Genomic DNA, 25,111 nt, shown 5'->3' with positions numbered 1-25,111 from the left:
CATCACTCGTGAGTGATCAATTTGAATTTCATCCTACTGGACTGACGCGGTCTCAATTCGACCGCCTGTCTGAATATGCAGATCGGGCAGAGACAATTTCTCCCGGTCATTTATTGGAGGAAGCTCGGCAGCACCTGGAGCAAACGCAACAGGCGCACGCAGCGAATCGAATGATTAATGTGCGACTGGCATCGGCCATTGTTGACGTGATCGAGCGGGTGGCGAATGTCTGGGATTCTCTGTCGGCAAACCACCAAACCTGGTTAGCTGCGGCGATGCTTTACTTTTCAAGCTGCGACGACGACGAGCCCGATTTCGATTCGCCGATCGGCTTCGAGGATGATGTGGAAGTGTTGAACTCGTGTCTTCGGTTAGCCGGGCTGAATGACCTCCGTCTTAATTCGGAGGACTACGACGATGCCTAAAATTGCAGCTCCCACGCCAGGTATGCGCGTCTTGTGTCGGGATGCCGAATGGCTGGTCACTCGTGTCGACCCGTCCGATCACAGTCACCAGAACTACGCCGTTCACTGTGTCGGTGCGGACGACCTGGTCCGTGGCCACGAAGCCATCTTTTTGACTCAACTGGACACGATTGAGCCGGTTGATCCTCGCAACACGCAGCTTGTGCAGGATCAGTCCAGTGGCTATCGGATGGCGAAACTATTTTTGGAAGCCCAGCTCCGACAGATGCCCGCGACCGGCGTTGAGCCTGATCTGGAAGGCATGGGCGTCTTCAAGCCGATGAAGTTTCAAATCCAGACCGTCGAATGGGCTCTGCGGCAACTTCGGCCGCGACTTTTGCTGGCGGATGCCGTCGGACTCGGTAAGACAATCCAGGTGGGGATGGTGCTCTCGGAACTGATGCGTCGGGGCCGGGCCAATCGCATTCTTGTGCTCGCCAAAAAATCGATGCTGACTCAGTTTCAGTCGGAGCTCTGGAATCGCTTTGGAATTCCCCTGGTTCGATTGGACTCGGCGGGCATCGCCAAGCTGCGATTGCGAATCCCGGCCAACAAGAACCCCTTTGAAGTCTACCAACGGGTCATTATCAGTATCGATACGCTGAAGAATGTGGGCAGTTATCGGCACTTTCTGGAAAACACCCGTTGGGACTGTGTCGTCATCGACGAAGCCCACAACGTCGCGGGTGCCAGTGTCCCGGAACGACATCTCGCGTATCGGCTGGCTCGATTGCTGTCGCGGCGAACGGATTCGATGCTGCTAACGACTGCTACACCGCACAACGGCAAACGTGAGACCTTTGGCCGGTTGATTTCGCTGCTTGATCCGTCTGCGATTCCGGACCCGGACTTCAAGGAGTACAGCGCCGACGACATCAGAGGCTTCTTCCTGATGCGGTTTAAGGAAGACGTGCGAGAGGATGCAGGTGCCGATCTGACTGACCGCCTGCTTGTGCCGATCGATCAGACGACAGTTCCGGCCACGGCTGAAGAAGAAAAGGTCTACGCAATTCTGTCTGAACTTCGTGCCGAAGCGACAAAGAACAAGGGCGAGGAAGCCTGGAAGAACAACGTCCTGGTGCAGTACGGCATCTACAAGCAGTTTCTGTCCAGCCCCGAATCCTGTCGCAAAACGTTACAGAAACGGATTACGGCGGTTCAGGCCAAAGACCCGGAGAGTCCCGAGCTTCCCTACCTCAATCGTATGGATTCGCAACTCGGCACGCTGAGCATTCGCGACTCGTCCAGATATCAGCTTCTCAAACGCCAATTGGAAGCGATCGGTTGGGACGGCAAGGAAACCAGTCCCCGCGTTCTGGTCTTCACCGAGTATCGCGAAACACAGGATGCCCTGGCCGCCACATTGGCCAAAGACTTCAAGATCAAATACTCACCGAAGTTCGAGCAACAACCCAAGCAGGCACTGGCCACGATCAACGGGTCGTGTCCGGACATCCATCTGATGAAGACAGTGGAGGCATTTGGAACAGGTGCATCTGATGTCCGAATGCTGCTGGCGACAGACGTGGCTTCCGAAGGTGTCAATCTGCATCACCAGTGTCACAACATCATCCATTACGACTTGCCCTGGTCGATCATCACTTTGATTCAACGCAATGGTCGCATCGACCGCTTTGGACAAACTGAAAGCCCGGTTCTTCGATACCTGCGAATCAGCACACGCGATGGAATGTTGAAAGGCGACGAATCGATCTTCGAGCGACTGATCGAAAAGGTCGAGGAGATCAATCGTTCGACACGCCAGGGCGAAACGGTCCTGAAACTGTACGACCCTGAAGCGGAAGAACGCTACATCGCCGAGGCCGGAATTCTGCAGGGCAATGTCGACGTCCTGGAGAAACCTTCGTCGGAAGGTGAAGTCGAGTCGACCGAACTGGAATCCGTCCTGAGCCAGGCCAACCCGGCGGGACAGGAAGACTTCCTGAAATTCCTGCTGGGTGAAACTGAGGAAGCTTCCGCCGCGGATCCCACGGCTGATTCATCTGGCAAAAAGTATTCGCGACTGCGGCTGTACGACGACAAGCGATTCCTGCTGGATGGTTATCGCTACCTGGCGGAGCTACATCAGGATTATGCGGCCATCGAAGAAAACGGAAAGTTGATGCTGCTGAACGCACCGAAGGACTTGCGACGTCGACTTGGTGCTCCCAACGAGCGCGGCGATGTGGTCTTCGGTGCCACGGCGATTCCGTCAGAAGCGTGGCCGGAGGACAACCAATTCCGTTTGACGGAAGATCCGGATCGTGTTGAGTTGGCGATCAAGGCGGCTCGCAACACATCGGGCCATTGGTCTCGGGAACTGCTTGCGACGGACCAGCAACCGATTCTGCAATGGATCACCGAGCGACTGTTGATGCTGATGAAGCGGGGCGAATGTCCCCACATCACATCACGCAGTCTCGAATCCGGCGAACTTTGTTTCTGTTTCATCGGCCAGGTCAGTTCCCGCGCGGGGGCTCCGCTGGTGGTGGATGCCCATGCGATCTCATTTCGCAAAGGGGGCGGGTTCGAGCATCGTTCGCTTCGCGATGCGTTGGATGCCGCCGGATTTGACAGTCTCGTCAATCAAGGCAACACGGGCGACATCAAGGCAATCCAGGGGCCGCTGATCGAAGCCGCGGTGGAATCCAGTCTTGAACATATGCGTGAACTTGGTCGGAAACATGTCGACAGCTTGCTGCCCTTTCTGCGACGTGAGAACCGCAGGCTACGCAACTGGAAGAATCGTCGTCAGGAGTTGCTGGAATCCCGCATTGAAAAGCTGCCGCCGAATCATCGCAAGACAAAGATGTATCGCAAAGACCTGGAAGAGATGGACGCCTACTTGCGCGACCGAGAAGACAACTGGCAGGACACCTACTTCACTGCATCGACGGAACCGTCCACACAGTTGGTCCTTGTCATTGAAGGAGTCAACTGATGAGTGTTGATCTACTTTGGTACGGCGAACGCGGAATCGTCAACGCAATCGCAGCGGCTCTTGAAGCGTCGGGGGTCAATGGCGTTGAACACCTGCTTCGTGCCGTCGTTTGGGGAAACGGAAGCCAGCCAGCTTGGATTGGCGAAATCGCGTCGGTGTTGCTAATCGTTGAAATAGGTTGCTACGACTTTGGTAATCCCGACTTGATCATCGTTTGCACCACGACCAGCGGCAGCAAATATGCGGTATTTGTAGAAGCCAAAGTCGCGAGGTATTTAAGTTGTACCGCATCAAACGAAAAAGGAATGTCAAGGAAGAAATTCAACAGCTCCATCAATGGACAATTATCTTTGAAGTTCCGACTTACCCAGGCGATTTCAATTTGGGATGGGGGAGCACGTTTGGCCGAGCCACTGCCAATTCTCCAGTCCTATGCGAGACCTCCACAGGCGGGCGGACTCGGAGATAAGTCGAGTCGCCCCCGTCGACTCGAAAAACGAGAAGTTCTTTCCATATTCCGTTCTGCTGGATTTGCGAACCTGCCGTCTTCCAACTGTCACATCGTTGCGCTGACGTGGGATCGGGAGCCGTTCTTTTCTGCAGGAGACTTTGCTCAGTCAGAGTTCCGGCCGTTGTTTCTGTCGAAAGATGGAACCGAGCAATGGGAGCAAGTGAAATCGCAAATCGGCTGGCTTGGTTACGGAAGCATCGCGGAATCGGCCGCTTTGCTCGATGTTCTTGGTGCGCCGTATCAGCAGGCAGTGAGCACGATGTTCCGCCAGGTCGTTCCTCCGGCGGTTTCCGACGCAGTTGATCCGGCTTGGCCCGCAGTAACCTCGTACAACATCAATGACACAAGTCGGCCGGAAACGGTGGAGCTCCTGCGAAAGATGGAAGACCTGGCTCGTCATTCCTTTGGCAAAGGATCAGTCCGAAGTGAGGAGGGTAGTACGAGTGTTTCTCCAATCGACACTGTGCTCATCAAGTTGGTTCCGCAAAACGCCCGTTCCGAGGAGGAGGAGGTCATCTTGATAGGCGCGTCAACGTCACTTGGTTGTGACGAGTGGAACGGCCGCAAGTTTGATGGCCCAAAACGATTTGGTAGAGGTCGAAATCAACAGCCATTCGTTTTTTTGGAGTTGCCCGTTTCAGAGGAATCGTTGGAAGCAGTGGACGCCATATTTGCCGAGATCGCGGAACATCTTGGTCTCGAACGCATTCAGGAATCGGAATAGATGCCACTCGACACCTGCATTACGAACGTTGGCGAATACTACTCGTCGCACTACCTGGACAGCACCTTTACCAAGGACGTGAAGGAGCTGGTCAAGAAGTGGGTTGAGCTGGGGTCGAATGCTCCGCCGCGGCGGTTTCAGAACCTGTCGCAGTATTACTTCCGGGCCAAAACTCAGGTGCTGGATGAGGAAGAACCAATCCGGCGACAGTTTGCTGGTGATGAAGCTCGCGGCTGGCACTCACAACTGCTGCATGCGCTGGGATACACCGACCTCGAACCACTCGATCATCCCACCGAGGGCGGGGAGACCTACGTGCCGACGCTGGGGCGAGTCAACCGATACAACAAGCCTTGGCTGGTGGTTTGCGAAACGCACTTTTGCCTTCCTGATGGCAGTCTCAAAGAAGGCATGCCCAGCGAAGATCCTCTCGGCATGCAGCCCTACAAGGATCAGCTCAAGAATCAGGCCGACCACAAACTGTGTGAAGGCGACTGGAGCCGTTGCGTTGGACGTATCTTTACGGAGGAAGATGGACCTCGCTGGATCCTGATGCTGGCCGGTAGCCAGGTGTTGCTGCTCGATCGCAACACGTTCGCTCAAGGCCGATTCCTGTCCTTTGATCTGGACGATGCGTTCGGTCGCAAAGAGAAGGACACCTTCAACCACATCGCGGCGTTCATATCCGCCGATACGCTTTGTCCTGATGGCGAATCGGACGAAGTGCTGCTGGACAAACTGGAAGAGCAAAGCCATCGATTTGCTCATGGTGTAACGGAGAGTTTGCAGTTCGCGGTCCGCGAGGCGATCGAGTTACTAGTCAACGAGTGGGCTCGTGACCGAACCGAGCGTGAGAAGCGTCCGCTGTTGAAACTCTCGAAAGACGAATTGAAACGGTCGGGGCAGAATTTCTCCCTCAACCTGCCAGAGCTCGACGACCGCACGTATGAAATCACGGCTGAGCATCTGCGTCGCGAGGCACTGACGTTCGTTTATCGGCTGTTGTTTTGTTTCTACGCGGAAGCACGCGGTGGTGAGCTGGAGATCCTGCCGGTCGACGACAACATTTTTCGGCTAGGTTACAGCCTGGAATCACTTCGTGATCTGGAGCTGGTGCCGCTGACCGATGCGACGAGTGAAGGAAAGTACTTTCACCAGCATTTGAAGTCACTGTTCCGCATCATTCACGGCGGTTTCCATCCGAACGACGACTCCAACAGGGACGCACAGTCTCGCTTGCTATTCAATGGCGAAACCGTGCGGGCGTTTGAAGTTCGTCCGCTAACGGCAACGCTGTTTTCACCTGATGCGACACCGCTGCTCAATCGGGCCATGTTGTCCAACGGCTGTTTGCAGCAGGTGATACGCAAGCTATCGCTCAGTACCGACAAGAATTCTAAAACCATTGGCCGCGTCAACTATGCGGAACTGGGGATCAACCAGTTGGGCGCAGTCTACGAAGGCTTACTTTCGTACAAGGGGATGTTTGCTGATCAGGAGTTAATCCACGTCAAACCGGCCAGCAAGGACTTTGGCGACAAAAAGACACCGACCTGGTTCGTTCCGAAGGATCGGCTGGAAGAATTCAAGAAGGACGAAGTCGAACGACTCGAAGACGGCAAGCCTAGGGTTTACCGCAAAGGCGAATTCATCCTGCACCTGAACGGGATCGATCGTGAACAGTCCGCATCGTACTACACGCCGGAAGTGTTGACCAAATGCCTGGTCGAGGAAGCCCTGCGTGAACTGTTGAAGGATTACACACCCGACGACGCCGACAAAATCCTACAGTTGAAGATCTGCGAACCGGCGATGGGCAGTGGCGCGTTCCTGAACGAAGCCGCCGAGCAGCTGGCAACCCGTTACCTCGAAATGAAGCAGAAGCAGTTGCAGGAGAAGTACCCCAGTGGTGAAGTTCCGCTCACCGATTTGCGAATCCGACACGCAGACACAGCGAAGCGGGCGGATTCGGCAACCGTTGTGGAAACGGAAGTGGTCTCCGTAGTCGGCGCAGTACCGGAGTTGGAATCCAGCGGTTCATCGGCAACGATGCTCGTGGCTGAAAAGTCGCTCGAATGGGAGAGCGGCACAGTTCCTACCACGATCGAGCCTGCTCGCTTTGGCGATGAGCTGCGGCGAGTGAAGCATTACATCGCCACCAACAACATCTACGGCGTTGACTTGAATGAAACGGCCGTTGAGCTGGGACAGCTTTCGCTGTGGCTGGGTAGTATCCATCGTCTGTTGGTGAAGGAAGGGGAGAACGGCGGTCGCGATATCTATCAGTCGGGAGCAACGCCCTGGTTCGGCCTGCGGCTGCGTTGTGGAAACAGCCTGATCGGAGCCCGACGAGCGGTTTGGACGACGGAACAACTTCGCCGTGGCGAACATGCCTGGGCGTCGAAGTTGATTCAGCAGGTCCAGTCGGATATTGAGCAGTTGCGTGAACACACGACGCCGGAAGAGTTTGCCAAGTTCCGCAAACAGTCGCTTGATTTGGTCACCAAGATCAAGTGGGACGAGTTGGCGGAGGATGCCGACGAGTGCCGAGCCCAGGTCGTGCGGTTCTGCGAGTGTGCGAGGGAGCGAAGTACAGCTGGCTTGGGCAAAGACGACAAGAAGCTGTACGAGAAGCGGCAGACGATCTGGAAATGGGTGAGCAACCAGAAGGATCAGGACGAACTGCTCGCTTTGTACGAATTGCTGCCTGAAGGTCGCATGCGTCAGGTTGAGCGGATCTCGTGCGACATTTTCCTGACGCTCGATGAGCAGCACAGCGAGCACAAAGCTGGACTGCCGCGTCTCTTGAAGCCAGGTGAATCACGGGGCGACGACGAGATTTACCACTTCTTGGTCTTTGATCCGGAGATGGTGCCAACTCGCAGCGACAAGCTAATGAAGTCGTTCTGGAAAGACGACTGCGATACGGCTGGTGAATGGATCAAGAAGCAGGTCTCGCCCAAGTGGACGAAGGAGCCACTCAACGAAGCGATCGCCATCTGTGAACTGATTGACCAGCACTGGCGAACGTACGCTCAGCAGCGCGCGGAAGCACTGTGTGCCACGGTCTGCACAGCCACCGTTTGGCCGGTTCCCGCAAACAGCTCCGAAGCGGTCAAGCCAAGCCCGTCGCTTGCTGAGCAGGAACGGGTTTGCCGAGAACTCGAATCAACGTCCGGCAGCTTCCAGCGTCTGCGATTGGTGATGGATACGTGGTGCAGCCTCTGGCTTTGGCCGCTCGATCAGGTCGCCGACCTGCCGACCCGAAATGCATTTCTGGCCTCGGCCCGGTTGTTGTTGTCTGGCGATCCTCCCGACAGGTCATGGACGGAAATCCTAAGTGCCAAGCTGGGTTTCAACATCGGCGTCCTGTTGCAGGCCGCACCCGAAGGCGAAGTGCCCGATACCGAACTGTTAGCCGGTGGAGTGCCGTGGTTCGGCGTCGCCGAATCGATTCGCGGTGAGCAAAACTTTCATCATTGGGAATTAGCCTTTGTGGAGGTGCTCGGCGAAGAGTCGATGGGCGGTGGGTTTGATTTGATTGTTGGAAATCCGCCGTGGAATAAGGCTGAGTGGGCCGAAGCCGCAACGATGTCTGAACGCGAACCGATGTTGGGAGTCAAAGAAGCGAAGAGTGGTGCACTAAACCGCGCAAGGCAAGCGATTGTTGCGCAGGAGAATAACCGTCCGTTTATCGCAACCGCGATTCGATGTGGAGAAGGTGCTGTTGCCTGTCTCAATTCGCCGCGGCAGTACGGCGTCTTGGCGGGTATGAAGGCCAATTACTACAAGAACTTCATCGTTCGCTCGCTGGACATCATAAGTCGCACAGGAGTTCTTGTTCTATTGCACCCGGAAGGCGTTTTCGATGACTCAAATGGCGGATCATTTCGACGCTTCGTCTACGAACGACTGCGAGGACACTACCATTTCCGAAATGAGCACAAACTATTCGCCGACGTTTATAATCGAGCTGAGTTCAGCATCAACGTATACCAGGCACCGTCATCCACGATCGAATTTCGTATGGTTGCGAATCTTTTTGACCCCAGGACGCTAAGCCATTGCTATTCTCATTCGCAACCAAACGATCCAGTGCCGGGAATCAAAGCAGATGACGACACGTGGGAGATTCGGGGGCATAGCCGACGGATCGTCACCATCACAGAGAGTGAATTGTCTACATTCGCAAGGTTCATCGAAGAAGAAGGAACGTCACCACTTGAAGCTAGGTTGCCGCAAATTCATGCAAGTGAGATTATCCAAGTGATCTCCCGCGTCGCTACCGCGCCTCGGCGGTTGTCAGACTTGAAAGGTTCCTATTATGCAACACAGCTTTTTAACGAAGTCGGGGCACAAGAAGACCGTCAAATCAAAAGGGTTGAAAATCCATCATATCAACCCCAGAGTATAAGTGAGTTGGTGCTTTCAGGCCCGCACATTTACGTCGGCCAACCTCTATATAAGACAGCGAACACTAACTGCAATTCGCATCGCGCGTATGATGACATCGACTTGACCAATATCGGCGAGAACTTTCTGCCAAGGACAGTCTATCAGCCAGACGTCTCGTTCCACAAAATACCCGAGTGGCCGGATGGCACGGACTCAACGCAACATTTTCGCTATGCCAATCGAAAGATGATTAGCAAGGGCGAACGGTCACTAGACAGTGCGATAATTCCCAAGGGAGTGAAGCACATTAATGCGTTGATGAGTGTCGCATTCAAAGATGAACGAATGATGGCGATGTTTACCACCGCCACGTTTTCCGTACCATTCGACTTCATTTTGCGAGTGACCGGACGTGCGAACTGTACGACGGAGTTCTTGGAAAAATTCCCAATAATCGAAGGCGATGTTTTTTCAAACGCATTGTTGGTTCGAGGACTAAGACTGAATTGTCTGACCAATGAATATCGTCAACTCTGGCAGTCTTTGGCATCTCAAGACATTAACCTTGAGGCATGGGTAGCTGAAGACCACCGCTTTGCAAGCGAATACGAACTTCCGTGGGACGAGCTGGACCCATCTGATTGGACTTGGAAAACGCCCCTGCGGAGCGACTTCACGCGTCGTCAGGCACTACTGGAAATCGATGTGTTGGTGGCGATGGCGTTGGGGCTGACGCTCGAAGAACTGCTGACGATCTACCGAGTTCAGTTTCCGGTGATGCGCATGTATGAACTGGCCGACGAGTACGACGCACGCGGCCGCCATCTCCCCAACACCGTCCGCAAGAATCAGGGCGGCACCCAGTTCCGCACCGTCCGCAACGAAGCCCTCGAAAAACACCCCGAGGCCTACAAAACCCGCCCCGCCGAAGACGCCCTCAGTCCCAACTGGCCCTTCGCCGACGAGATCGGCGACGCCCCACCACTGGAAGTCAGCTGGGAAATCGATGACGGCCTGCAAACCGTCACCAAAACCTTCTACCCACCCTTCACCAAAGTCGACCGCGAAGCCGACTACGCCCGAGCGTGGGAAGAGTTCGAGAAGCGGTATGGAGGGCAGTCATAAATGCTGCCAGCCCATCTAGCCGAGAATATCCGCAAGCAGGTTCTGTTCTACCTGCAGTCGACCTTCGACTTCCGAGAGAAGTCGGTCGAGAAAGCGTTCGAGCGATTCCTGACCGATCCGGATACCGGTTTGTTCAAAGGTCCGTGGGTTCAGCTTCGCCGACCGTATCGTCCTGCCGATGCCAACGAACGCGTGCCGTTCGATTTCCCGGTCGAGTTTCACCCTTTCAAACACCAGAACCGATCATGGCGGCGACTGGCCAGCAAGTCGCAGAAACCGAAACCAACGATTGTGACCACAGGAACCGGCAGCGGCAAAACCGAATGCTTCCTGTTCCCGATCCTTGATCACTGCCTGCGTGCTCGCAAGGAAGGCCAGAAGGGCATCAAAGCAATCATCCTGTATCCGATGAACGCTCTGGCCGCCGACCAGGAGAAACGCTTCGCCAAGGTCATTTGGCGGACGTCCGAACTGAAGCAAGCAGGAATTCGAGTTGGCAACTACACCGGTCGCTACGATCCCTCCGACCCGGGTGCTTCGGCAGGGAGCGGCACGAAAGCGATGGGCGAAGCCCACGGCATCAGCAATCACGAGGCTCAACAGGAAGATCCTCCCGACATCCTGCTGACCAACTACAAGATGCTCGACTATCTGCTGCTGCGACCGCAGGACCAGCGGTTGTGGCGATTCAACGATCCAGGTGTGCTGCAGTATCTGGTGCTGGATGAATTGCATACCTATGACGGAGCTCAAGGGGCCGACGTCGCCTGTTTGATTCGTCGGCTGAAAGAACGACTCGACATTGCCAAGGGCGATCTGTGTGTCGTTGGAACCAGTGCCACGCTGGATGATCGTGAACCAGCCAAAGACAGCACGAACAAGAAAGCCGACGGCAGCGTCGATGCCAAGGAAACGGGCAGTGATCGACTCGCCAAGTTTGCCAGCACGTTGTTTGAAGAAGAGATCAACGCCGAAGCGGTGATTGGAGAAGACCGAGTCAGTGTGGCAGAGATGGTCGTGCTGGATCCGGAGGAGGTGACACTGCCGAATCCAACGGGTTGCCAACCACTCGAAGATGAAGATGCATTGAAGTACGCATTGCGGCAGTCGGTGCTTTGGGGCGGACCTCAGTATGCCGGACCCGATATCCCCCATCATCTGTTCTCCAAAGACGATCACAAGCTGAGCGATGAGGAAAAGGCGACTCTGGAGGCGGTCGAAGCGTGGTCCGTACAGCTGGGCGGCTGGCTGAAAGGACGGATGCTATTCAAGTACCTGCTGAACATCTTTGAAAAGTCGGAAACCGACGGCTCAGGTCCGCTCACCTGGCAAAACCTGGTCGATCTACTGGCCCGTGAAGAACTGGGGTTCAACGACTTCCCAAAAACGACCGACCGAGGATCCATATGTGCCTCGTTCTTCGCTCTGGTTGCCCAGGCCAAGGAGGTCCGCAGCGGTCATGCATTTCCACTGGTGCCGACTCAGGTCCAGCTGTGGATTCGCGAGCTGCGCCGACTGGGGCGACTGGTTCATGACAAACCGGTGTTCAGCTGGCTGGATGAACCGACCCAGGAATTCCCCAGCCTGCCGGTCTTTCATTGCAGTGAATGCGGTGAATCGGGCTGGGTAGGACTCGCCGATCCGAACACTGAGACTCAGATTGGCGCGAAAGGCGTCAGCGGCTTTCAGCTCGATGCCGAACCGTCAAAAATCTACCGTGGCTGGTTCGGATTTAAGGGAATGCGAAATCCGAACATTGTCGTGATCTCGCCGGACAGGGAAGGACTAAGTGACGCCCCTCCCTCAGAAGGAGAGGGAGCTCCAGCTGAAAATCTGGCCCAGCAAGAGTTTGGGTTCAAACAGTGGTACATGTGCCCCAAAAGTCTGGTCCTGAGACTGGAGGACGGTCCCTGCCCGCTGACGAACGATCCCAAGCGATTCAAGGTCAAAGTTAATCACGAGACGCGGTTGGACAAGAAGCAGAACACCGTCGGTGATCAGGGATGCCCCAACTGCCAATCAAAAGATGGCGTGTTCTTCATCGGTAGCCAATCGGCGACGTTGTCCAGCGTGGCAATCGATGAGCTGTTTGGTTCGGTACTGAACAATGACCCGAAACTGCTGGCGTTTACGGACAGTGTGCAGGACGCTTCGCACCGTGCCGGATTCTTTTCATCTCGGACGTACCAGTTCACGTTCCGCACCGCACTTCAGCATGTGATTGATGACGCTGGCGACAGCGGGATCCGGTTGAGTGACGCGGGACCAGCTTTGTTGGATTGGTGGTCGCAGCCGCGTCCCGGTTGGCGAGGAAGCATTCGCGAGGCGATGGCTTCATTGTTGCCGCCGGATTTGCATGAGTATTCCGATTTCGTGAACTATCGCGACAACGCATCGGCATCCGATCCACCCAAGCGTTTACGAGATGAGATCGATCTTCGACTGACTTGGGAAGTGACCAGTGAATTCGGCCTGATGCAAACTCATGGTCGGACAATAGAGCCTGCCGGTAGTTCCTGTATCGCTTGGGATGATCAGCGGATCGAATCGACTCTGAAAAACCTTCGGGAACGAATTCCCGGAATTGATCCCGCACTGGCGGATCTGCCGGACAAGGCGATCAAGTTGTGGATCTACGGATTCCTGCATCGGGCTCGCATTCGCGGTGCGATCGCACATCCGTTTCTGGACAGCTTCGCGAAGAACAACTTCTGGGGAAAATACCCGTTCGGACGCACCATTCCAGGACGCGAAACCTACCCCGGTGGCGGACACTACAAGCCGCATCTGATGGTGACGCAGTCGCAACGAACGCATGACCACGTATTGGCACCGACCAAAAAGGGCGGTCGGCAACCGTGGCAACTGGTCTGGGCAAGACGTTCACTTCGAAAGCCCAACGCGGACGAAACCAGCCTGTTGGATCTGATCGCGGCTTTGCTGACGTGCGGGACGGAAGCCGGGTTGTTCACAAGGCTTCATCAGGATGGGACCAAAAACTTCTATGCCGTCTCGGCCCACGCCGCGATCCTGACGTCGGACCGGGTCAATCTGATTTGCAGCGAGAGCGGCAAAGCTCTGATTCGTCCTGCCGCTGAAGCCGAGTTTTGGAAAGACGCGCCGAGCTGGGAGTATTACTCTCAGAAAGGTCGGTACGCGGATGGAGATTACTCACCTCGACAGGAATACTATCAGGACCGTTACCGGAAAGGGGCACTCAGGCGGGTCGTTGCCAGCGAACATACCGGTCTGTTGGCGACCGAGGATCGTGAGAAGCTCGAGCTTGATTTTTCGAGAACTGAACATACTGATGACCCCAATGTCCTGACCTGCACCAGCACGCTGGAAATGGGGATCGATATCGGTGACTTGTCGAGCACCATGCTGTGCTCGATCCCGCCGAGCACAGCCAGCTATCTGCAGCGGATCGGGCGGGCTGGCCGGTCAACGGGAACAGCATTGATTGTCTCGGTGGTCAACCAACGTCCTCACGACTTGTTCTTCTATGGTCGCCCGTCGGAGATGCTGCGAGGCAAAGTGGATCCTCCCGGTTGCTGGCTGGACGCGTCCGCGGTGCTGGTCCGCCAATATCTTGCGTACGGGTTCGACTCCGCCACCAAAATCGGCGAACTGACTGAGTTGCCGAAGTCGGGTAAGCAGCTCGTCGAGGACATGGCAAAGCCTGAGGGCAACATCCCAAGGATGCTGCAGTGGATTACGAAGAACGAAGCCGACCTCCGCGGCCTGTTCCTGAAACGTTTTCACAACGACGTGCAATCCGATACTCGCGAGCGATTTGTCACCGAAACATCGTCCGATCTGTTGCTGCAACGGATGCACCTGGCGACCGGTGAATTCGAGCGAATGACTCGCGATCTGGAGAACGCTCGTAAACGACTTCGTGATCAGCTCGCCAAGCTGGACGAGGAAGAGAAGGAAGCACGCCTGGAGATCGAGCAGGAATTGCGAATTCTGCAGGGGCGATTGATGAGCCTGAGCAGAACCACGGCGCTTGAGATCCTGACCGATAACGGTCTCCTTCCCAATTACGCGTTTCCGGAACGTGGCGTCCGCTTCTACGGTGCGATCTACAACAAACATCGCAAGTCCGACCAGGAACACAAGCCAATCGAGATCACGCGTCCCGCAGGTGTGGCATTAAAGGAGCTGGCACCGGCTAATCACTTCTACACTCACAGCCGCGTCTTCGACATTCAACAGATTGCGATCGGTAACCCACAGGATCCGCTGATCTTCACATGGGCCATTTGCGGTGCCTGTGGTCACATGCGGCCCAAGGACGAATTGGATAAGCCCGAAGCCCAGCCAGCCTGCCCACAGTGCGGACATGACGGTGATTCAGACAGCCAACTCGATCAGGGTCAGCACCGAAAGTTCATCGAGTTCTCGCGTTCGCAAGCTCTGTCGTACATGGAGCACTACGAAAGTCTGTCCGGCGACCGTAGCGACGAACGGAATCGCGAGTATTACCAGACCATTCGCAGCTTCGACCTGACTCAGGACACACCGGCTGGTGCCGTCGGTGATGAGGGACTGCCTTTCGGTATTGAGTACCGTGCATCGGTGATCATGCGAGAAGTCAACGTCGGATATCAGGGCGAACAGGGAATCGTTCCGTTTGGCGTCGATCAAGAGGCTCCGGAAGACGGCTTCCGAGTGTGTCGCGACTGTGGCATCACGGTCTCGCCGGGAGCATCGCTGGACGATATTCGGCATCGTCGCAGCTGTTCGCGCCGACGAGCGAATGACAAACGTCGACAGGAAGGACGAAACGAACTTCCGTACAACTGGGAACCGGTCTACCTGTACCGAGAGCTGAAATCGGAAGCGATTCGCCTGTTGCTCCCGATCGCGGACGATGATGACATCGACACGCTGACGGCATGTGTTCACCTGGGCCTGCGGCTGCGGTTTGAAGGGAACCCGGCCCACCTGAATGTTTCTCCGCAGATCATGCCGGACCCCGCTACCGGAATGAAACGCTATTACGTTGTGCTGCTGGACGGCGTTCCCGGAGGAACGGGTTACCTGAAGACGCTCTATCAGGAGAAGGACGGCCAAAACCGCGACGGCGAGGGCATCATGCATGTGTTGCGTTTGGCGCGGAACACTCTGGAGACGTGCATTTGTCGCCAAATGCGGCAGGACCCGGATCGCCAGGATACCGATGGATGCTATCGCTGCATTCGCACTTATCACCTGCAATATAAGTCCGACACGATCAGCCGCGAGCGGGGAATCACGCTGCTGAACAAGTTGATTGCTGCAGGTGAGAAACGGGTGCCGCAACAGGCCCTCGCAGCCATCAAGCCGAACTCTCTGTTTGGCAGCATGTTGGAGAAGAAGTTCGTTGACCTTTTGGAGTCATTTGTCGAACAACAAAACGGCAGTTGGGAACAAACCATCATTCGCGGTAACCAGGGCTTCCGTTTCTCGTTGCCCGGTGTCGAGCGACTTTGGGAATTGGAATTGCAACCTACACTAGGTTCCGCCCAGGGGGTTTCGGTTCAATCACAGCCTGATTTCGTCTTGCGGACGGATGATGATCGTATCAAGCCGGTTGCGATCTTCACCGACGGCTTTCAGTACCACTGCCATCCCGTTAACCGCCTCGCGGACGACATGAACAAGCGGCGTTCCATTTTGGCGAGTGGCAAGTACCACGTTTGGAGCGTCACCTGGGACGATCTCAATCCTGAAAACGCTGATCACGTGATGGTGTGCCATGCACCGGTCGCCCAGATGCTTCAGCAGTACGCGAACGCGGCTAAGGGACAAGGCAGGATCATCCCGGATGCCCGGAAGATGATTTGCAATGGGCTGGTTCAGCTCAAAGCATTCATCGCAGCACCGCATGCTCCCGGTTGGGCCCAACTGGCGACGTTTGCATCGTATTTTCCGCTGCAGATGTTGGCAGGCCAACGGACAGTGAATGCCCAGGAACTGCGGGCGGCTCTCAGTACATGGCGCCCCGGTGCAGCACTCCCCAAGGTCGCAACTCAGCAGAATGGAGAATGGGTTTACAACGATAGGGCTAGCTTGAATCAGGACCTGGTGAGTTACATCACCGTCGGTGATGCCGTCAGCAACAGGCAGAACCAGGTCATCACGCTCGCACGACTTGGCGACAGCGAAGCCGAGACAACAGGCAGCGATTTCACTGAGCGATGGAGGCGGTTCCTGGCCTGTCTGAACTTGTACCAGTTCGGCGAGAACTTCCGGTTCTGGGCTGCTTCGGAAAGTGAAACCACAGCTCCCGAAATACCGCTCGAAGCTGTGGAGGCGGTCTCGGATGACTGGCAGCCGGTGATGGAAGATGTTCTCCCGAGCCTGCAGCCATACGTGCAGGAGTTGGCGGCCGCGGCTTTGCCGTTGCCTGCGGCTCTACCGAAAGTCGAATACTTCAACGAACAGATCGAAGACGATGCGTTTGCCGAGTTGGCCTGGCCGAATTGTTCACCGCCGGTCGCACTTCTAGCCGGAGATCAGTCTGATTTCGCATCAGCGTGGCAAGACCAGGGCTGGAAGGTCGTGACACCGGATGACCTGCAAGCGAAAGGTATTACACACTTGATCGATCTGATCGCCAAGGGAATCTCAGGAGCTTGACTATGGCCAAATTGATGGTCCACCGAAACATATTGAAATCCTTTCATAAGCTCCCGAGCAAGGTGCAGAAGCGAGTTTCCGAGCTGATCGAGGAGTTTCAGCATGACCCGCAATCACCGGCAATCGGTCTGCATCCACTTCCGGGCACGATGTTGGATCCAAAGGTCCGTGGAGTGAAGAAACTTCCCGATGGGTACCGGGCAATCGTGATTGCTCCCGAGAAGGGCGACACGTATTTGTTGGTAAATATCGATGCCCACGACAAGGCCTACGACTGGGCAAAGAATAAACGGTTTGAAGTCCATGGGATGACGGGTGTCTTTCAGGTATTCGATGCCGAGGAAGTCCAGTCTGTCGTTCAGGAAGCAGTGCCGACTCAACCAAGCCTGGCTGATTACCCTCTTGCTCGCCTGTCGGATGATGAGCTGTTTGAAGCGGGTGTGCCCAAGCCTCTCGTACCGGCAGTAAAGTCGATCCGCAGTGACGATGGCCTGGAATCGCTGAGTGCGTATTTACCTCCTGACTGTCGTGACGTGTTGTTTGGCCTCGCTGCTGGTATGACGCTGCAGCAGGCAATCGACGAGATGCTTGGTGTTGTTGCTGGACCGGCGGAGGTCGCCCCCGAAAGCCCCGGCGACTTCACGAAGATTCAGGAGACTCCAAACTTCGATCTGGTTCTGGTGGCAGGCGAAGAAGAATTGAAGCAGATTCTGGAAGGCACACTGGAAGAATGGCGTATCTTTCTTCACCCGTATCAGCGGAAGCTGGTCAAATGGAAGACGAAGGGGCCGATGAACATCACCGGCTCGGCAGGCACCGGCAAGACCGTTGCCCTGATGCACCGTGCGGTACATCTGGCTCGCCAGCTTGAGGACGAGTCCGCGAGAATCCTCGTAACGACATTCACCACCAATCTCTCGGTGACCATCAAGCATCACATGCAACGTCTCGCTCCGGATGTAGCAGGTCGCATTGAAGTGACCAACCTGCATGCCCTCGCTCGAACCATTTGTAATCGAGCAGGTTGGAAGGGACGAATCGCCGAGGATGAGGAAACGGCTCAGATCTGGGCGGAAGTTTGGCTGAGCTATTCGGAAGAGCTACCGCTTTCCAAAGAAGAGATGCAGCATGAGTACGAGCTGGTCATTGATCCGAACGGTATCGACGACGAAGAAACCTATCTCGGCACGGTGAGGTCCGGTCGACCGAGAATAAGTCGGAAACAACGCAAGGCGGCATGGCCTGTCTTTCGGGCGTTCCAACGCGGCCTGAAGAAACGAAACCTGTTGACGTTTGAGGGTGCTATTCACGAGGCTCGCCTGGCCGTCTTGCAAGCCAACTTCACACGATACGCTCATGTTCTCGTCGACGAAGTCCAGGATTTCAGTCTGGAAGCCCTGCGTTTGATTCGAGCCATCAGTCCGATTGATGAAGGAACGCCCGACCCGCTTTGCACGGTGGGTGACGGTCATCAGCGAATCTATCGCACGAAGATCCCGATGAGCCGCGCCGGAATCGATATTCGCGGTCGCTCACGACGACTGAAGATCAACTATCGCACCAGCGAACAGATTCGCAAGTTTGCTCAAGGGATTCTGAAAGGCCTCGAGATTGACGACCTCGATGGTGGAGTTGTGACAACTGTCGGTGACCACTCGGTCTTCAAAGGCCCCGAACCGATGGTCGAGAAGTGTAAAACCGAAAAGGCGGAAGCTGAGGCAATCGTCGCCTGGGTTCAGATGCTGATGACAGATTATGGACTCGCAACGCACGAAATCTGCGTCACTCCACGCAAGCCCAAAATCGTCACAGCACTGTCGTCAGCCGGTATCGCCACGTTCGAGCTTAAGCCTCGCGAAGAAGACCCTGGCTCCGACGAGGCTGGTATCCGCGTGGGCACCATGAAACGCATCAAAGGCTTGGAATTCCGAGCCGTGGCAATGGCCTGCGCCCACAAAGACGACCCAATGAACCAACTCGACGAAGCAGAAATCCGCCACCGCTGCGAACGCTACGTGGCCGCTACACGGGCAAGAGAGCATCTACTCGTAACGGTAAAGAACTCGAATACGGCACAGGACTCATGATGTTAAGAGATCGGGGCATTTCGAAGAGGGAGCGAGCCAACGCATGAATCATCACAGATTCGGAACGCTTCCAGAGGAACTTTACTGCGATGATGTGCTCCAGATTCCCGAGAATCTGGTTGCAGACTACGTGCAGGAACTTCATGGCATTGGCCGCTACGAAGACGCCTGCAAGAAGCTAACAAGCAGTTCGACCGGCGGAGCAGACAGGGAGCGCACACATAATGCGTTCGTCGACCGGTTTTGTGCGTCGGTTTGTCGAAGCGGATATTTAGTGCTCGATAACAAAGAACGTCTCAAGCCGGTATCAAATGAATTACTTGCGAGATTGGGTGATGGTCGGCTCGCGATCCTTGATGTGCCTTGCGGATCCGGCGCGGGTTTACTTGGTCTTCTCTCGTTGATTGCTTCCTTGCGAGTACACGGCTCGCTTCCCAGACTCCCTTTGACGATTGATGTCACAGCTGGTGATTTTTCAGCAACGGCACGAAGCCTCTACCACAATATGCTGCTAAGAGCCGTGCCGTGGTTGGAGGAACAGGGAGTCAGAATCCGTTGGACTACTCATGCTTGGGACGCTGCTGATCAATTTTCTACTTCTGCGATCGTCGACCAATGGCTCAATAATTCGCCTGACTGCGAAGACTTTGTTGTCCTCGTTTCAGCCTTCTCCGATGCCGCCGCCAACAACTTCAGTAAATTTGAACGCTCATTCCAGCACATCACGGAGAGAATACATAACCGATCCAGTGCATTCGTCTGGATCGAACCGGATTGGAAGAAATCTTGGAGGTTTTTCGACGCGATTGAGCCGTTCTTCGACAAGCTGCTGAATCTGTTTCGCGGCACAAAGCGTCTTTCCGATAACTTTCGTTGGCACCACCCTCTGAATGAAAACGACTGCGACGGGAAAATCCTGGTCGTGCGGCACGAGAGCTTGCGAGGTGCGTCATGAAGCCGGACATTTTGGCGGCTCGCGCGCTGAACGCTGCCAGGATCGCGCATCTTCCGACTTATGTCGCGATGCGCGCGATGCTCGACAGTCGTACGGACAGGGAGCGCGTTAGTTGGATTATGAACGTGGCGGCGGGTAAAGCCAGCACACGCACAGAATGGCGTTACTACGATTTCCCAATCCTCAAAGAGCTAGAGAAGGAGGGTACGGCGGTGTATCGTGATTACACCCTCGGCAGCCCGACAACTCTTTTAGCAGAGGCTCACGTCCTCCATCTGCTGTCGCATTCGCAGGCGTTTGCAGTTCCAGAATGTGTTTACAGCTATCACTGGCCTCAACAGGAACGGAGCAGCCGAAATTATCAATACTTTTTCGACGGCTACACGGCCCGCAACCAGAAAATCGCCAAGCTGCTATCGACGAATCCCGACCACGTGGCAGTCATCTCGGACATCCGCCACTTCTATCCCAGCGTGGCGTGGGATGTATTGCAGGCGAAGTTTGAACGCCGTTTGGACCGCGTCGAAGATAGGAGCACGAAATCGAAGGCAATCCGCGTTCTCGAAGGTGTTCGTGCAATTCCGGGACGCGGTATTCCTATTGGGCCGGACTTTGCCCATCTGCTTGGGCATGTTGCGTTAGAGGACGTTGACACATCGCTGTTTTCTGAGTTTGGCGAGCGATATCTGCGGTACGTTGATGACCTCATAGTGGTTTGCCCAGCCGCCGAAGCGAAGGGAGTCGCAACGACAATTGCTTCAGCTGTGACGGAAAGTGAATTTGAAGTTCACGAAGGAAAAAACGATGTCGTACCTGCGGCAGCGTGGCTCTCTGACTGCCCCTCCATGAAAGACACAGATGACGAGCCAGCTTTTAATGCACTGATACGAGACCTCACCGTTTACCTCATGCTCAAGCCCAAGTCGTTCGATTCAATTCGGCAAATCTTTGAGGCTGAGGGTTTTTCGATTCCTTTGGAACGACTAAGGACGCAATCAAAGTACGGGCCATTTCGTCGATTCATTCACTATCGCCATCTGTCGGGAATTGTTGACATCGCAAAGCTGTATTTCTGGAAAGACTCTGACTTTCTGTCACGAGCAATTCGAGTACGAAACGACCTGAGTGATTCGCTGAAAGGCCTGTTGGCTGTTCCTGTTCCCGCGAACGGAATGAGCCGTCGCTGGTTCGTGCAGAAATGCAGGTATCATCTAAATCGCCTCTTGTATCTCCTTCCGCAATCGAGTTACGGGCAGATTCGTTCCTCCATTCCTGACGGATCCGAATTTGATGAGTATCGGATTCTTCTCGATGCGTTGATCAGCGGTAACGTCAACGCAATAGCGAGATTGCCGGGGCGTGCTGTTGGTTTCTTCTGTGAACTTACGTCCGAGCACGGCGCACCGGATAAACATCCCTGGGAAGGCATGAATGAACGCGCTGTCGCCGAAAGTGCATGCGCCATGGCGTTGTATTTTGGCTGGCAGTTTAGCGCTGACGAACTTAGCAGCATGTACGAAGGCAGCCGAACGCTACTTCAGGCATGTTCAACGGGGGTGGCTGACCGCGATCAAATCCGTCCGCACTCATACTTGGACGAAGTAGAACTATTGCTTCGCGGCACGAGCACAGAGGATCGCCATCGTTACGTGCAGACAAGATCAGATGAAGACGAGCTGATAGGACTGGAAGGGCTTTGGCTTGGCGAGCGAAATGACTTTAGCTGATGCGGTGTAATCGACACCTGCTGCAACAACACCAACGGACTAAATAACGAAGATGACCGAGTCACAGAAAGATGCCCGGCAAGTCGAAGGTGAATCACTCATTGGCCGTTTCGCTATGTTCAACGACGAACATTCAGATTTTCTTGGGTGCGACGAAAGAATACTGCACCGGCCTGAATGCGGGGGAGCCGCATGAGTGCGAACCCTATCGTTTACTGCCTTCAGCAGCTTACTGACTACTTGCAGTTTGAGCGTCTTTGCCATGACATCCTTGCGTTGGATGGCTACCACAACCTCGAACCGATCGGTGGCTCAGGCGACAAGGGGCGCGACGCAATTCATGTCGACAAAATGAATGGCGGCAGAACGACGATCTTCGCATACAGCGTTCGTGAAGACTGGTTTACGAAGCTAAAAGAAGACGCCAAAAAGATTGTTAAGCACAAACACACATGCGACCAATGGGTATTCTTGTCAACAGCGAAGATTAGCGCAAACGAGCGGGACGACGCGATCAAGCTCGTCAAGGAAAAGTACAAATGGGACGTCGATCTCTACGGAATTGAACGATTCAGGACGTTGCTTAGCACAACTCACAAGGAAGTGATCGCAGAGCATCCGAGTATCTTCTGCTACCCATTCTTTTCGATGGCGGGCGGACTCTCTCTCGCTCCACGCTATGACTACATCGTGATTGACGAGGCCGATTCGGACACGGCCCTGGCGACTTGGCTTGCCAGACGCTTGATGCTTGCGGGCTACAACGTGTGGTGTCGGCATCTTTCACCAATCGCTGGGAATTCTCTTTCAGAAACCATTAAAGGACTTATTCGTAAACGTGCTGTGCGATACATCCCGATCGTCTCACCAGAGTCCGTTGCACACCCCGAGCTCACAGCACGTCGCAATCTTGCTCATGCAGTAGCGGAAGAACGTGGCACACATCTCGTTGTGCCTGTTTGTTCAGAACCTGTTTCAAATGAGCTGTTGGATAAGGCGACGTCCGATATGGAGTCCGTCAACTTTCACGAAGGCTGGGCGAGCGGACTACGTCAACTTCGGAAAGTTCTTGAATCGTTTCAGTGCCCTAAGAGTGAAGGCGCTACTTCGATTGTCCTTGATTCGTACATGCCTGAATGCGTTCTGGTTGAGCAGCAGGAAACACTCGTCGCAAATGTATTCTCCGTCAAAGAAGTTCCGAAAGTTTTACTGCGTTTCGTTAGTCCGAGCACCATTCGTTCGACCGACATACAACTCATGAGGAACGACTGGGCGTTTAGGAAAGTTTCAGGTAAGCGATTGATTAGTTTTTGCCCACCACCTGTCGACCTGTCAAAGCAATTCAATCTCGAATCTAAAGGCGGTTGTGTTTGGGAATCTGCCCAGGATGGCGAGATGGATTCCATATCGGTGTTCAATATCGTCAAGGAACTCTTGCGCCGCTCGATGGATGTTGCTTGTGTAAACCGCGGACTCTCGTATTGCGCCGATCGAGACTTGTTCTATTTTCCACATGGCTTGATTCGCAACGAGATGCTGCCCATCGTCACCTTCGATGGGCGGTCTACGCGCGTTGGAATCGCCGGCGAGAGAACATTCGGAAGTGGCCTCTCCAAGGCTAAATACCGGTACGCGCTAGCACCGAAGTTTTCCGCAAGATGGCGGGGATCAGGGTATGAAATTACTGTCAGGCCCCGCCTGCGAATCACGGATACAAAAGGAAGGTTGCTTGAGCCACGACCGGCACTGTCAAGGCGCAAGGACATAGGCGGAACGTGGTGGAACAACGATTGGCTGAATCGGATCGTCGGGTTGATGCAGTTCTTGGCAGAGGGTGACGAGATTGTCGTGGGGAACACCAACGACGACTCCGTCATCGTCAGCAGCTCAGCCCAGCATTGGACCGTCAACTGTGGGATTGACGAAATCGCATTGAAGGATGCAAAGAAGTTGAGAGACGAAGTGGCCTTCAAGAGCATCAATGACGACGAAGACGAGGGCACCGAAGATGACTGATCAACCGGAAGTTATTGTTTTCGATGAGCCTTCGCTCGAATTTGCCGGCGGTCAGTCTGCAATTGACCCTCGTGATGGCCTCGGTTTGTTTGGACCCTATTCGTGCGGTGCCCCGAATCATCCCGAATCACCGAATTTTGCCGTTGTCGGTACCGCCAAGGGCATTGCGTTAATGGGGGCATGGTCGCGGGCGATGAAACGGCCACATGCTGTTGCCGATCCGAGCAGGCATCGACTTTGGCCACCTTATCCGGGGTTTGACGTCGCGTTTGCGGCGACGTGGAGCGATGAACCGGATGGTACCTATCTTCTAGACGAGCCGATCGTTGTCGAGGCTTCGCGCAAGAAAGATCACCATGAACGAAGTTTTTCCGTTGCTAACCTTTACCTGGAGCAGATTGAAAGGGCAGCAAGTAAGGCCGAACGTCTCGATAAAAACCTCGGAGTGATCGTCTGTGTTGTACCTGACGAGGTCAAGCAAAACTGTCGACCAAAATCTGTGATTGCAAACCCGAGTGACGAGGGGATTGACGCGAAATCCAAGAAGGCTCGCAAGCGAGGCCAGTTCGAGTTGTTTGACGAATACAACCGTGAGCAATACTTACTCGCGCCTGACTTCCGCCGACAGATCAAGGCTCGGGCAATGAAGCTGGGGGTGCCATTGCAAATCATTCAGGAATCGACATTGCGGCTTTCGGACGACAATGCATTCGGAGAGCGGGGTCTAACACCACTTTCAGATCGAATGTGGAACTTGGGCACAGCGTTCTACTACAAGTGTGGTGGGAAACCCTGGAAGTTGTCGTCAGCGAGAGAAGGTGTGTGTTATGTGGGGATTGCATTTCGTCGAAGTGATGAACATGGCTCCACTGCATGCTGTGCTGCGCAAATGTTCTTGGATTCGGGCGACGGGGTTGTATTTCTTGGGGAGTATGGTCCGTGGTATTCAACGGATACCGGTCAATTCCATCTGAAAAAGGAAGCTGCAAAAGGGCTTCTCAAGGGCGTGCTGGAAACCTACTCGCAATTGGATGGAAAACCATTGACCGAGGTGTTCCTGCATTCAAGATCCGAGATTAGCAAAGACGAATTTGATGGATATAAGGAAGCATGCCCTGACAGCTGCAAGCTCACCGGAATCAGAGTGCAATCGGACCGATTCGGAACTCGCTTATTTCGTGGCGTCGGCATTTCTGGCACAGTAAGCATGCCTGTTGTTCGCGGCACTTTTCGACGCGTGAGCCATCGCACGGGCTACCTATACACGTCTGGATTCAAACCGAGACTAGCAACTTACGACGGGTGGGAAACACCCGTGCCACTGCAAATCGACATTCAACATGGGAATGCAGATATTACACAAGTTGCGCAGGACATACTGGGGCTTACCAAGCTCAATTACAACGCCTGCCGGCTGGGCGAAAGCAAGCCGGTAACAGTCGGTTTTTCGGACGCCGTGGGCGAGATACTTATCTCTAATCCAACGGTCGAGGAGCGAAAGCCTAACTTCAAGTTCTACATCTGAGGAAGGCTCGA

10 protein-coding genes are annotated in these 25,111 nt (G+C 54.7%); all 10 read left to right on the top strand.

Annotation, left to right across the window (positions count from 1 at the left end; translation table 11 throughout):
• Nucleotides 1-8 precede the first annotated feature (8 nt).
• Nucleotides 9-425, top strand: a complete 417-nt coding sequence (locus tag NB063_RS15935) for a hypothetical protein (protein WP_250929724.1) — start codon at nt 9-11, stop codon at nt 423-425.
• Nucleotides 418-3,405 (top strand): DEAD/DEAH box helicase, encoded by a 2,988-nt coding sequence (locus NB063_RS15930; protein ID WP_250929723.1) that lies wholly within the window; start codon nt 418-420, stop codon nt 3,403-3,405. Before NB063_RS15935 ends, NB063_RS15930 begins: the two co-directional genes overlap by 8 nt.
• Complete coding sequence (locus tag NB063_RS15925; protein ID WP_250929722.1) at nt 3,405-4,640, top strand: hypothetical protein; 1,236 nt, start codon at nt 3,405-3,407, stop codon at nt 4,638-4,640. Before NB063_RS15930 ends, NB063_RS15925 begins: the two co-directional genes overlap by 1 nt.
• Nucleotides 4,641-10,160 (top strand): DNA methyltransferase family protein, encoded by a 5,520-nt coding sequence (locus NB063_RS15920; RefSeq protein WP_250929721.1) that lies wholly within the window; start codon nt 4,641-4,643, stop codon nt 10,158-10,160.
• Entirely contained in the window at nt 10,161-16,790 is a 6,630-nt protein-coding gene (locus NB063_RS15915; protein ID WP_250929720.1) for a DEAD/DEAH box helicase, read from the top strand. It abuts the gene before it with no gap.
• Between the two features lie 2 nt (nt 16,791-16,792).
• Nucleotides 16,793-18,877: a UvrD-helicase domain-containing protein gene (locus NB063_RS15910; protein WP_250929719.1), complete on the top strand. Its 2,085-nt coding sequence runs from the start codon at nt 16,793-16,795 to the stop codon at nt 18,875-18,877.
• A gap of 94 nt (nt 18,878-18,971) precedes the next feature.
• On the top strand, nt 18,972-19,832 hold the full coding sequence (locus tag NB063_RS15905) for a hypothetical protein (protein ID WP_250929718.1): 861 nt from the start codon (nt 18,972-18,974) through the stop codon (nt 19,830-19,832).
• Complete coding sequence (locus tag NB063_RS15900; RefSeq protein WP_250929717.1) at nt 19,829-21,559, top strand: RNA-directed DNA polymerase; 1,731 nt, start codon at nt 19,829-19,831, stop codon at nt 21,557-21,559. The genes NB063_RS15905 and NB063_RS15900 overlap by 4 nt, the downstream gene beginning before the upstream one ends.
• Nucleotides 21,560-21,751: 192 nt before the next feature.
• A complete protein-coding gene (locus NB063_RS15895; protein ID WP_250929716.1) occupies nt 21,752-23,575 on the top strand; it encodes a TIR domain-containing protein in 1,824 nt (607 codons plus the stop codon).
• 193 nt (nt 23,576-23,768) lie between these two features.
• Nucleotides 23,769-25,100: an argonaute/piwi family protein gene (locus NB063_RS15890; RefSeq protein ID WP_250929715.1), complete on the top strand. Its 1,332-nt coding sequence runs from the start codon at nt 23,769-23,771 to the stop codon at nt 25,098-25,100.
• Nucleotides 25,101-25,111: the final 11 nt, after the last annotated feature.

Origin of the sequence: Aporhodopirellula aestuarii, from assembly GCF_023701485.1 — a bacterium.
In the GTDB taxonomy this organism is placed as follows: Bacteria; Planctomycetota; Planctomycetia; order Pirellulales; family Pirellulaceae; genus Rhodopirellula; species Rhodopirellula aestuarii.
Note: the sequence above shows the minus strand (reverse complement) of the source record. Positions and strands in the feature narration are given on the sequence as shown.

Bases quoted from the DNA above. Each gene is read 5' to 3' on its own strand.
- NB063_RS15930 (WP_250929723.1), top strand. From the start codon at position 418: ATGCCTAAAATTGCAGCTCCCACGCCAGGTATGCGCGTCTTGTGTCGG.
- NB063_RS15925 (WP_250929722.1), top strand. From the start codon at position 3,405: ATGAGTGTTGATCTACTTTGGTACGGCGAACGCGGAATCGTCAACGCA.
- NB063_RS15920 (WP_250929721.1), top strand. From the start codon at position 4,641: ATGCCACTCGACACCTGCATTACGAACGTTGGCGAATACTACTCGTCG.
- NB063_RS15915 (WP_250929720.1), top strand. From the start codon at position 10,161: ATGCTGCCAGCCCATCTAGCCGAGAATATCCGCAAGCAGGTTCTGTTC.
- NB063_RS15910 (WP_250929719.1), top strand. From the start codon at position 16,793: ATGGCCAAATTGATGGTCCACCGAAACATATTGAAATCCTTTCATAAG.
- NB063_RS15900 (WP_250929717.1), top strand. From the start codon at position 19,829: ATGAAGCCGGACATTTTGGCGGCTCGCGCGCTGAACGCTGCCAGGATC.
- NB063_RS15895 (WP_250929716.1), top strand. From the start codon at position 21,752: ATGAGTGCGAACCCTATCGTTTACTGCCTTCAGCAGCTTACTGACTAC.
- NB063_RS15890 (WP_250929715.1), top strand. From the start codon at position 23,769: ATGAAACGGCCACATGCTGTTGCCGATCCGAGCAGGCATCGACTTTGG.